General features: G+C 70.8%; 8 protein-coding genes. 7 read left to right on the top strand and 1 reads right to left on the bottom strand.

What is annotated here, in order from left to right:
* Positions 1-169: 169 nt before the first annotated feature.
* The 5 genes from MNZ29_RS07030 to tesB all read left to right on the top strand — a co-directional run bounded on the left by MNZ29_RS07030 (position 170) and on the right by tesB (position 3,533).
* Positions 170-469 (top strand): AtpZ/AtpI family protein, encoded by a 300-nt coding sequence (locus MNZ29_RS07030; RefSeq protein ID WP_242336707.1) that lies wholly within the window; start codon positions 170-172, stop codon positions 467-469.
* A gap of 202 nt (positions 470-671) precedes the next feature.
* Positions 672-1,784 carry an acyl-CoA desaturase gene (locus MNZ29_RS07035; RefSeq protein WP_242336704.1) on the top strand — a complete coding sequence of 371 codons (1,113 nt, stop codon included), beginning with the start codon at positions 672-674 and terminating at the stop codon, positions 1,782-1,784.
* Between the two features lie 151 nt (positions 1,785-1,935).
* Positions 1,936-2,130, top strand: a complete 195-nt coding sequence (locus MNZ29_RS07040; protein WP_242336702.1) for a hypothetical protein — start codon at positions 1,936-1,938, stop codon at positions 2,128-2,130.
* A 30-nt stretch (positions 2,131-2,160) separates the two neighbouring features.
* Complete coding sequence (locus MNZ29_RS07045; protein ID WP_242354107.1) at positions 2,161-2,589, top strand: GFA family protein; 429 nt, start codon at positions 2,161-2,163, stop codon at positions 2,587-2,589.
* Positions 2,590-2,651: 62 nt separating this feature from the next.
* The gene (tesB, locus tag MNZ29_RS07050; RefSeq protein WP_242354109.1) at positions 2,652-3,533 is read left to right on the top strand and encodes an acyl-CoA thioesterase II; all 882 of its coding nucleotides are present in this window, start codon (positions 2,652-2,654) and stop codon (positions 3,531-3,533) included.
* Positions 3,534-3,582: 49 nt separating this feature from the next.
* Here the strand turns inward: tesB and MNZ29_RS07055 are convergent, their stop codons facing one another.
* Positions 3,583-4,845: a M20 family metallopeptidase gene (locus MNZ29_RS07055; protein ID WP_242354123.1), complete on the bottom strand. Its 1,263-nt coding sequence runs from the start codon at positions 4,843-4,845 to the stop codon at positions 3,583-3,585.
* Between the two features lie 198 nt (positions 4,846-5,043).
* Here MNZ29_RS07055 and MNZ29_RS07060 point away from each other — a divergent pair, with 198 nt between their 5' ends.
* Together MNZ29_RS07060 and MNZ29_RS07065 are read left to right on the top strand one after the other, a co-directional pair.
* Positions 5,044-7,071 carry an autotransporter assembly complex family protein gene (locus tag MNZ29_RS07060; RefSeq protein WP_242336694.1) on the top strand — a complete coding sequence of 676 codons (2,028 nt, stop codon included), beginning with the start codon at positions 5,044-5,046 and terminating at the stop codon, positions 7,069-7,071.
* A gap of 114 nt (positions 7,072-7,185) precedes the next feature.
* Entirely contained in the window at positions 7,186-11,784 is a 4,599-nt protein-coding gene (locus MNZ29_RS07065) for a translocation/assembly module TamB domain-containing protein (protein ID WP_242354246.1), read from the top strand.
* The last annotated feature ends 9 nt before the right edge of the window (positions 11,785-11,793 follow it).

The raw sequence follows: 11,793 nt of genomic DNA on the forward strand, positions 1-11,793 counted from the left end.
AGCGATGGGGCGCGACGAGCGCGCGCGGGGATCGCGCTGGCGTTACGTTCTCCTCGACCGAGCGTTGACGTCCTGCTCGGCGATCCGGCCCCCGCGCCGAGCCGCGTCCGACTCCCGCCTCTGGACCGCTCCGCTGACCTCCACGTCGAGAGGGTCGAGGAGAGACCGAATGGCACAGCGAGCGCGAGCCCCGACCGGCGGGCCGGGCGGTGGTGGTGCGGCGGACCCCGAGCGCGGGCTCTCGAGCCTCGCAGCAGGGTACCGGAAGGCCGAGCCGTACATGGCCGCGTCGAGCACGCTGCTCGCCTCCGTCGCGGTCTTCACGCTCCTCGGCTATGGGCTCGACCGCTGGCTGGGGCACTCCGTGCAGTGGATGCTCGTCGTGGGGGCGGTGATCGGCATCGGGGTGGGGTTCACCGCCTTCTTCACGAAGATCGCGGCAGCGACGCGCGCCGACCATCGGACGTGAGAGTCCGCTGGCGAGAGCCCGACTGTCTCCAAGTCATCGACCGGAACGGCCGCCTCCTCGACGAGGGCATGACGGCGCGGGCGCCCGCGCGCCGCGCTCGCCGCCGCCCTCGCCCGGAGCATCGTGACCCGCTCATGACAACGAGCGCACAGGTAGGACCGTCACGAGGCTCCGCGGCAACGCCGCGGGAACGGGGGAACGGGTGACCTTGTCAGCAAAGCAGTCGCAGTCCCTGCGGGCGGAGCTCGATGCGCTCCGGCAGGAGTACGTGGCGAAGATCGGCGCGCGCGACGCCGACTACATCCGGACCGTCAGGGCGGTCGCGCGGATCTCCCGCGTGGCGGGGCGCCTCCTCATCCACTTCAGCCTGGAGCCGATCAGCTGGGCAGCCGGCGTCTGCGCGCTCGGCACCTACAAGGTGCTCGAGAACATGGAGATCGGCCACAACGTGCTGCACGGTCAGTACGACTTCATGCGCGACCCATCGCTCAGCTCGGCGACCTACGAGTGGGACATGGTCGGCACGGCGAAGAGCTGGAAGCGGGCCCACAACGCCAGGCACCACGTCTTCACGAACGTCATCGGTCGAGATCGCGACTTCGGCTACAACGCCTTCCGCTTCTCCGCGGAGGTGCCGTGGAAGCCCATCCACCTGCTCCAGCCGCTGGTGAGCCCGCTCAGCGGGCTCTTCTTCGAGTACTCCATCGGCGCCTACGACCTCGGCCTCCTCGATGGGCTCGGCCCGCCGTCGAGCGAAGCGGCCAGACGGCGGCGTCCTCGTCGCGAGGTGGCCCGCGATCTCTGGGCCTTCGCGCGAAAGGCCGCGCGGAAGGGGTTCGTCGAGTACGTCTTCTACCCCGCCCTCGCGGGTCCGCTCGCGGTGAAGGTCCTCGCCGGGAACGTGCTCGCGAACGCGCTCCGAAACGGCTGGGCGTACGCCGTCATCTACTGCGGCCACCTCACGGAGCGGACGGCGACCTTCCGCGAGGAGGAGCTCGCGGGCGAGGATCGGGCCGGATGGTACTTCCGGCAGATCGCGGGCAGCAGCAACTTCGAGACCGGGCGGCTCGGCCACGTGCTCAGCGGTCACCTCGGGTTCCAGATCGAGCACCACCTCTTCCCGAACGTCCCCGCCTGGCGCTATCCGGAGATGGCCCCTCGCGTGCGCGCCATCTGCGAGCGCCACGGGGTCCCGTACACGACGGGCTCGCTGGCCTCGCAGTTCGCGAGCGCGATGCGCCGGCTCGTCCGGTTCGCCGTCCCGCCGCGCGAGGAGCGTGGCGGCGGAGCCGTGGCGGCCGCGAGCGCGGCGTGACGCGCGAGGGGGCGCGCAGCTCCGGCTCCAGCTCCCCAGGCGCGCGCTGGCGCGCGTGCGCCCGGGAGGCAGGCACCTTCGTGTCAGCCCTGAACGCCTCGGTCTGCCGGTGCGGCGTCCGCTTATATGCAGGCAGAGGGGAGGGCGATCCATGGCAACCCGGACGAAACGAGAGTCCACGGCGCTCGACGAGCTCAAGGCCGTCAGGGGTGCGCTCCTGGAGCTGGCGCGCGCGCTGCTCAACGCGGCGACCACGACGTTGACCGCCGCCGCGGGAGCGATGACCGCGCTCACGGACGAGGCGCTGCGCAGGGTGCGGACGTCGACGCGGAAGAAGACGGCGTGACGGGGGCGCTTCACGCGCGCTGAGCTTCTCATGCGATTCGAAGGACGATGTCACTGCGGCAACCTCGAGGTCACGTTCGAGACGTCGCAGCGGCCCGAGGCGCTCGCGCCGCGCGAGTGCGGATGTACGTTCTGCCGCCGGCACGGTTCGATCGCGGTGTCGGACCCGGCGGGCTCGCTCGAGGTGCGGATCCGCGACGCCGGGGAGGTCTCTCGCTACCGCTTCGGTCTGCGCACCGCGGACTTCCTCGTCTGCCGTACGTGCGGCGTGTACGTCGCGGCGGTGAGCACGATCGAGGGGGCCACCTACGCGACCCTCAACGCGAACGTGCTCGACGCGCGGGAGGCGTTCACGCAGCGCCCCGTGCCGGTGGCCTACGACGGCGAGGCCGCGGAGGAGCGGCTCGGGCGCCGCCGGCGCGCGTGGACCCCCGCGGTCGTGCGAGGCAGGCCTCGCTGATCCTCTCCGGGCGCGATCCACGCGGTGTCGAGTAAGCTTGGCGCCGGGGAAGGAGAGGACGAATGGACCCGTCGCTGAGCGCGCTCATCCGGCAGCTCGATCTGGAGCAGCTGGAGGTGAACCTCTTCCGGGGCGAGTCGAGACACCTCGGCTCGCCCCGGGTCTTCGGGGGACAGGTGATCAGCCAGGCGCTGGTGGCGGCGGAGCGCACCGTGGACGGTCGCCTGCCGCACTCGCTCCATGCCTACTTCCTGCTGCCCGGCGACGTGACCGCGCCCATCGTCTACCAGGTGGATCGGATCCGCGACGGGCGGAGCTTCTCCGCGCGACGCGTCCAGGCCATCCAGCACGGGCGGCCCATCCTCTCCATGATCGCGTCGTTCCAGAAGCCGGAGCCCGGCCTCGAGCACGCCGCGTCCATGCCGGAGGTGCCGCCGCCGGAGGCGCTCGCGAGCTACCCCGAGTTGGTCGAGCGCTGGCTCGCCGACGCGGGCTCCGTGCCGCCGCAGACCGCCGAGGCGATGCGCACTCCCGGGGCGATCGAGTTCCGGCCCGTCGAGCCGCAGAACCCGCTCCGCCGCGTCCACGGTGAGCCGCGCCAGGCCGCCTGGTTCCGCGCCGTCGATCGCCTTCCAGACGATCCCCACCTGCACCGGTGCATCCTCGCGTACGCGTCGGACTCGACGCTGGCGGGCGCGCCGCTGCGGCCGCATGGCAGGAGCTGGTGGCAGCCGTCGATGATCGTCGCCTCGCTCGACCACGCGCTCTGGTTTCATCGCCAGGCGCGCGTCGACGAGTGGCTCCTCTACACAATGGACTCTCCGTCCGCGCAGTCCGCGCGGGGGCTCGCGCGCGGGCTCGTGTTCGACCGCAGCGGGCTGCTCGTGGCGAGCGTGGCGCAGGAGATCCTGATGCGCGACACGGGCCCGGCACGGTCCGCCTGACGGCGCCGGGATCGACGCCCGAGCCGGAACCCTGCCGCGAGCGCGGTGTTCATGGCGAGAGCCAGGCCATCGCGGCGGCGACTGCCGCCTCCACGCCCGTGCGCAGGGTCGGGTGCAGGACCGGCGCGAAGCGCGGGTTGTGGTTGGTCGGAAGGTCGCCCATTCGGCCCGCGTCCCGGGCCCGCCGGTACGCCTCGGGATCGGTGCCGCCCACGAACCAGAACACCGACGGCACGTGCCACTCCGCGCCGAAGCAGCCGAAGTCCTCGCTCGCCGACGTCGGCTCCACCTCCCGCACGCGTTCGGCGGGGAAGGTCCGCTGGAACGACGCGACCACGCGGCGCGTCGCCTCCGGGTCGTTCCGGACGGCTCCGTAGCGGTCGAGCGGCGTGATCTCCGGCGGCCGGGGCGCCCCGGACGCCGCGGCCTCCGCGTTCACGATCCGCGCGATGGCGGCGAGCACGCGAGCGCGGACGCCCTCGTCGAAGGTGCGGACGTTCAGCTTGATGAGGGCGTCCTCGGGGATGACGTTCTCCTTCGTGCCCGCCTGCAGGGCGCCGATCGTCACGACGGCGGCCTCGGTCGCGGCGAGCTCCCGGGAGACGATGGTCTGGAGGCGGAGGACGGTCGCCGCCGCCATCACCACGGGGTCGATGCTCGCCTGGGGCATCGACCCGTGGGCCCCGCGCCCGAAGAGCCGGATCTGGAGGCTGTCGCCGGCGGAGGTCATGACGCCGGCGCGCCAGCCGAGGACGCCCGCGGAGCCGACCATGACGTGCTGCCCGAGGACGACGGCCGGCTTCGGAAACCGGGTGAAGAGCCCGTCGTCGATCATCGCCTGGGCGCCCGCGGCGATCTCCTCCGCCGGCTGGAAGACCGCGAGCAGCGTCCCCCGCCACGCCTCGCGCGCGCGGCCGAACAGGGTGGCCGCGCCCGCCAGCCAGGCGACGTGCACGTCGTGGCCGCAGGCGTGCATCACCGGGACGACCTTGCCGTCGCGGTCGGTGGACGTGGCCTTGCTCGCGTAGGGCAACCCCGTCAGCTCCTCGACGGGCAGCGCGTCCATGTCGGCGCGCAGCATGACGGTGGGGCCATCGCCGTTGCGCAGCAGGCCGACCACGCCGGTCTTCCCGAGGCCCGCCGTCACCTCGTAGCCCGCCGCGCGAAGCCGCTCCGCCGCGATGCCCGCCGTCCGGGTCTCCTGCATCGAGAGCTCGGGGTGCGCGTGGAGGTCGGTGTAGAGCCGCTCCAGGTCAGGGAGCAGGCCGTCGAGCGGAGTGAGCACACCCTTCGCGCCGAGCGCATGCGCCACGTGCTCCTCCTTTCGACGCGCATCCGCGTCGCCACGGAGTCCCGATCCTTCGGGACAGGTCCGTTCTTCACTCACGGCGCGCGCGTTTGCACGGTCAAAACACGGGTTCGCCGAACGAATCCATCCGAGTCGGAAACGAGAACGGGTGTCCTGGAGTGGGGCATGAGCGCGCGACCGTGCGCGACAAAGCTTGTGTGGATGGTCGAGCGACGACGGATCTGGCGGGTGGTGGCCGTGGTCCTGGCCATGGGCTGCGCGACGGGGGGAAGGCGGGAGGGGCCGGAGGTGCACTCGGTGCGTATCGAGGGCGCGAGGAAACTCGAGGAGGGGGACATCAAGAAGCGTCTCCTCACCGCGGAGAACAGCTGGGTCCCCTTCTCCAAGAAGCAATACTTCGACGAGAGCGCGTGGAAGACGGACCTCCGGCGCATCGAGAAGTTCTATCGGGCGCAGGGCTACTACCAGGCGAAGGTCACCGCCACCGAGGTGAAGCCCCGCGGGCGCAAGGCGGTGGACGTCCGCGCCACGGTCGAGGAGGGCGAGCCGACGCGCATCCGCTCGGTCGACCTCCTGGGGCTCGACGATCTCCCGGAGAAGGACCGGAAGCTGCTGCGCGACCAGGTCGGGCTCGAGGCAGGTCAGATCTTCATCGTGGATCGCTGGGAGGGGCTGAAGGAGAAGCTCCTCCACACGCTTCGAGAGCAGGGCTACGCCGCGGCCACGGTGCAGGGCGAGGTCGAGGTGGGCCTCGACACCCGCGCAGCCGATGTCAGGGTCAGCGTCGACCACGGTCCGCGATACCGGTTCGGCGCGCTGTCCGTGAGGGAGCACACGCCCTCGCGTGTCCCGCCCTGGCGTGTCACCGAGCAGGCCGCGGCGGACACGACGCCGGGCGACTGGTACTCCTTGAAGGCGCAGAGCGTCGCGGAGGCGCGCGTCTTCAGGATGGGAGTGTTCGGGGCCGTGAAGGTGAGCCCCGGGGAGCCCGACCCAGGGACGCTCACCGTCCCGATGCAGGTGGACGCCCAGGAGTCTCGCTTCCACACGCTCAGTGTCGGGGGCGGCATCGCGGTGGACCAGACGAGCCAGGAGGCCCGCGTGAAGTCGACCTACGTCGACCGCGACTTCCTGGGATCTCTGCGCAAGCTGACGCTCGACGCCGTGGTCGGCTACGCCTGGATCCCGACGTTCTATGCGACGAGCGCGTCGGGCGCCCAGAGCGGCGTGGTGGGGAGCCTCGGCGCGGAGCTCGAGCAGCCCAGGTTCTTCTTCCGCGACCTGAAGCTCGACGGCAAGCTCACCGCCGAGCGGGGGATCGAGCCCGCCTACCGCTACTACGGCGGTCGCGCGAAGGCGGGCGTGGTCTACGCGCCGACGATCAACCTGTCCATCACGACCTCCTACAACCTCGAGCTGTATCGGCTCGAGTCCGGGTCCGCCCAGCTGGCCGGCGGCGCACCGACGCTGCTCTTCGGTTGCCCCGAGAACTGCGTCCTCTCCTACGCGGAGGAGCTCGTCGAGTGGGACGAGCGAGATGACCGCCAGGAGCCCCACCGCGGCTACTACCTCGCCCTGGCGTTCCAGGAAGGTGGCGGAATCCTGGGCGGCAGCTTCTCGTACTTCCGCATCATCCCCGAGGCCCGCGGCTACCTGTCCTTCCTCGAGCGCGACAAGCTGACGTTCGCCGCGCGGCTGAAGGTGGGGACGCTCATCCCCAGCAGCGGGGGCGACACGGCGAGCCCCATCGTCTCCCGCTTCTTCTCCGGCGGGAACGGAATGCGCGGCTTCAACAACCGCAGGCTCTCTCCCCAGTTCGTCGTTCCTCGGCCCGGGTCCCCGACCTCCGGCTACACCGTACCGATCGGCGGCAACGGCCTGTTCGAGTCGTCGTTCGAGGTTCGCTACGGTCTCACCGGCGCCCTGGTGCTGGCGGCGTTCGTCGACGCGGGCTTCGTCACGCGCGAGCACATTCGCGCCAGGGCCTTTCGCGACGACATGCTGCTCGCCTTCGGTGGTGGCCTCCGGTACCGGACCCCCGTCGGCCCGATCAGGCTGGACCTCGGCTACCGCCCGGACATCGGCCCGCCGCTGGCGGTGGTTCAATCGCCCGGTACATCGCTCAGCTACCCGAGGCGGTCGAGCTGCTTCGGGATCGGAAGGGGACCCAGCGCCGGAGCCCCCGAGGGCCCGTGCGTCATCCACATCTCCATCGGAGAGGCCTTCTAGCGCGACGCACGCCCGCCGGCCGGGCTGGCCCCCACGCGCTCGCCGCGGTTCCGGCCGGGACCCCGCGCCCCTAACGTATGAATGAACGGTTCTGTTCGGGCGAAGGGGCGGAGCTTGGCCTCAGGGACGTCGAGGAGCGGCGAGCCACGGAGCACGCGGCGGCGCCGGTGGCTGTGGCGGCTGGGGATCGGGGCCCTGTCGCTCGTCGGCGTCGTGCTCGTCCTCGTGCTGGGCGCGCTCGCATACCTCGCGACGCCGGCAGGGGGAGAGCGGCTTCGAAGGATCGTCCTCGAGCAGGCGAACGCCGCCATCGAGGGCACGCTCACCGTTCGAGAGCTCTCGCTTCGCGGCGGGCACCTGATCCTCCAGGGGGTGGTGCTCCGCGAGCCGGATGGCGGGATCGTCGCGCGGGTCTCCGAGCTCGAGGTTCGCCTCCGGCTTGCTGAGCTCGTCCACAAGCGCATCGACGTGACGCTCGTCCGCCTCGACCGGCCGGAGCTTCAACTCCGCCAGGATGAGCGCGGGAGCAACCTTCAGCGGGCGATCGCGGCGCGGAACCCGACGCCCGAGCCCGAGGGGGAGAGCCAGAAGAGCAGCCTGGGCTTCGTGGTGGAGGACCTCCGGATCGTCCACGGCGTCATCGACGTCGTGCAGCGCTCCCCGGATGCGTCCCGTCACGTCCACCTGGACGACCTGGGAGCAAGCGGCTCGGCCTCGCTCGTTGGAGATGCGCTCCGCGCGCAGCTGGAGATCACGGCCGGCGTCGCGGCTCCCTTCGAGGGTCCCTTTCACCTGAGCCTCCACGCCACGGGCGCGGGTGAACGGAAGGACGCGCGGCTCGGGCTCGAGCTCGGGACCGCGAGGCTCGTAGCCATGGCGCACGTCGAGAGCGAGACCACCGCGGACGTCCAGATCGAGTCGCTCGTCATCCCGCCGGAGATCGCCGACGCCTTCTCTCCGGGCTACCCGCTCCGCGCGGACGCCTCGCTCTCGGCGAAGGCCGTTCGGAAGGGCGATGCGCTCTCTCTCCGCCTCGACGCCAGGGCCGCCTCGGCGACGGTGCGGGCGGACGTGACGCTCGACCTCGTGGCGAAGACCCTCCACGAGGCGACGGTGACGGTTCGCCACGTGGATCTGAGCGAGCTCTTCCGCGGCGGTCCCTCGTCCGACGTGGCGCTGAACCTGGTCGCGTCGGGGGGAGGAACCTCTCTCGAGGATATGGCCGGCCGGCTGGAGCTGACCGTGCCCCCCTCGTCGATGGCAGGGGAGACCATGGGTCCGGTGCGCGTGCTGGCTTCGGCGAACGATGGCGAGCTGCAGCTCTCCGAGCTGCTGGTCAACGTGCCCGGACTGCGGATCGAGGCGAGAGGGCAAGGACGAAAGGAGCGGCTGGCCTTGGGTGGAAAGCTCGTGGCCAGAGACCTCGAGGCATTCGGCCGGACGCTGGGCAAGCTCGTCGGCCCCGGAGCGCGCTCCATGAAGGGCCGCGGATCAATGGGCTTCGCGATCGGGGGTTCGGTCGAGCACCCATCGATCACGGCGCACGGCGGCTTTCCGTTTCTCGCGTATCAGAAGAGCACGGTGGCCGGTCTCGCGCTCGACCTGAACGTTCCGGACTTGAAGGCGCCGACCGGGGTGAGGACGCGCCTCGCCGCGAGGAGGCTGGCGCTCTCGCCCGGGAAGGTGTTCCGGGCGGTGCACCTCGCGGTGGAGGGGCGTCGCCAGGACCTCACGCTGGACGCGGCCGTGCACGGCTACGCGGAGCTGAGCCTCCGTGCGCAGGCCACGCTCTCCCGGGATGGGCGCGGTGGGACGTTGACGGCGCTGTCGCTGGGTTACCCGGAGGCCCAGTGGTCCCTCGTCGCGCCGGTCCGGCTCGAGTCTCGCGCCGGCTTGCTCTCGGTCTCGCCGTTGACCTTGAGGTCCGGTCAGGAGGCCATCTCGTTCAGGATGCTGAAGCGCGGAACGAAGCTCGACGCGTCACTCGATCTCCGCTCGCTCGATCTCGGGAGGCTCCCGAAGGCCCTCGTCGACCCTGCGCTCGCGGTGGGCGGGGTCCTGGATCTGGAGGCGCGTGTGAGCGGCCCGAGCTCGAAGCCGGAGGCGAAGGCGCGGGTCGACCTTCGGGGCGGGCGCTTCAAGAGCTATCACGACGTCGAGCTTCACCTGGATGCGTCGTACGCCAAGGACCAGGCGAAGGGAACGCTCGCCGCAAATGGCGAAGGGATCAGGCTGACCGGCGCCTTCGACGTCCCCGTGAAGGCGCTTCAGGAGGGGCGGCACGTCCCCGTGAACGTGGACATCCGGATGGCCGAGCTGCGCCTCGACGAATCGCTGCGGAAGCTCGGTATCGAGAAGCCGATCTCCGGGCTCGTCTCGGCGGAGGTCTCGCTGAGAGGGACGGCGGACGACCCCAGGCTGAAGGTCGCGCTCGAGGGCCGCAGGCTGCGGGTGAAGCAGCTCGCGGCCTCGGAGCTCGACGTCGTCGCGAAGAGCGCAGACGACGGCCGGCTCGGGCTGCGCGTGGACCTGGGGATGGAGGGAGAGAAGAGCTTCATCGAGCTCGCGACGCCGTTCACGCTCGGCCAGCTGATCCGCCAGCCGCCCACGCTAACCGCGCTCATGGCGGCCGAGGTCCGGCTCGAGGCGGACGTCCGCGAGGTTCCGCTGAAGCTCCTCGCCGAGGCCGGAGTGAGTGACCGCCCGCTGGATGGCACGCTGAGCGCGCGGGTGCACGTGACCGGCTCGGCCAGGACTCCTCGCGGTGAGGTCTCCATTCGCGGGCGAGGCCTCGCGACGCGGGGCGTGACGCCGCTCGATGCCCTCTTGCGTCTCCAGCTCGGAGACGAGCTTCAGGCCGAGGTCCGGGCCGAGCGGGAGCGAAAGTCCATCTTCACGGCCAGGGCGCGCGTCCGCGCCGATCCGAGACAGCTACAGGACCGCGGCCGCCTGGCCGAGACGCCGCTCTCACTCGAAGCGAACCTGGGTCCGCTCTCCTTGTCCGAGGTTCAAGCCGCCACGCAGCCGGTAAACGAGGATCCTGCACAGGCGCCTCCGCGAGTTCGCGGCACGCTCACGGGCCGGCTCGGCTTGAGCGGCACCCTCCACGACCCGCGGCTGACCCTCCGGATGAATGTGGACGGGCTCGGCGCAGAGAGCGGGCCGGATGGACAGGTGGCGGTCGCGTTGGACTATGCGGGAGCGAAGGAGCTGCTCGACCTGTCGCTGAGGTCCAAGAACGGGGGCGCGCTGAACGTCGCGGCCACCGCACACGTGGACCTCTCCTACCCCGCCGTGGGTCGGACGGAGCGGCTCGACACGGCGCCGGTGGTCGCGACACTCCAGGCGAAGGACTTCGACCCGGCCTTCCTCTCGAACCTGAGCGGCGCAGTGGAGAAGGTGGGCGGACTCGTGTACGCGGATGCCCGCGTGAGCGGGACGCTGGGTGCGCCGACGGTGAATGGACGGCTCGAGTGGAAGGATGGCCTCGTCTTCACCCGAGAGAACGGCGAGTTCACGAAGGTTCACCTGCTGGCAAGGGGAGACAACGACCGCATCGAGCTACAGGACCTGTCCGCCACGGCCGGAGGCGGCACCGCGAAGCTCTCGGCGCAGGCCACGCGGACCGGCAGCAAGGCGTTCAAGCTTCACGCCGAGGCAGCTCTGGACAAGTTCCCCGTGGTGACCCAGGGGCAGGTCGCCGCGACGCTGTCGCTCCGGAGCACGGCGGACGGCAACGTCTCCCCCACCGACGTGACCATCAGGAACCTCAACATCCCCGAGGCGCACGTGGTCCTCCCCGACGTGCAACGAAAGGACTTGCAGAAGCTGGACGATCCTCTGGACGTCGTCTTGACGATGAACGGGAAGCCGGTCCGTGGCACGAAGCGCAAGGCGCCAGCGGGAGCGAGCGGCGAGACGGGGCTGGTTGCCTCGCGGGAAGCAGGGACGGGATCGACCGGCTCGGGGCGCGCGGGGACGCAGCTCACCGTCCTCGTGAATGCTCAGAGAAACCTGTGGGTCAAGGGCAACGACGTGAACATGGAGCTCGGATTCTCCGACGGCTTTCGCATCGAATACGCCTCGGAGCCGAAGCTCTTCGGGGACCTGAACGTGATCCGGGGGCGGCTCGAGGTGTTCGGGCGGCGCTTCGACCTGCAGCGCGACTCGAAGGTGTCCTTCAAGGGGCCGGCGATGGCGCCGGGCCTGAACGTCTCCGCCATCTACAAGAACGAGATCGAGCAGGTGACGGTGCACCTCGACGTGCGAGGCGAGCCCAGCAAGCTGCAGCTGCTGCCGACCTCGGAGCCGCCGCTTCCGGAGACGGAGATCTACACGCTGCTCGCGACGGGCCACACGTCTCTGCACCGGGGGACGGGGAAGACGTCGACCTCGGGAGAGGCCGCCTCGCTCGTGGGCTCCTTCGCGGCCTCCCAGCTCAAGACGACGCTCTCCAGCAAGCTCCCGCTCGACGTCCTCTCCATCGAGGCGGGAGACAGCGGCGTCGCAGGCACGAAGCTCGAGGCCGGCACCTACGTCAACGACCGCTTCTACGTGGGCTTCACCGGCCGGATCGGCGCGGACCCCACGCGCGGGGAGAACTCCAACCAGGTGGACCTCGAGTATCAGCTCTCGAAGCGCTGGAACGTCAACGGCAGCTACGGGGACGCGCGCGCGGGAGAGGCCAGCGTGAACTGGCAGAAGGAATACTGAGCCCAGTGC

The organism is Anaeromyxobacter sp. SG64 (assembly GCF_022690745.1).
GTDB lineage: Bacteria > Myxococcota > Myxococcia > Myxococcales > Anaeromyxobacteraceae > Anaeromyxobacter > Anaeromyxobacter soli.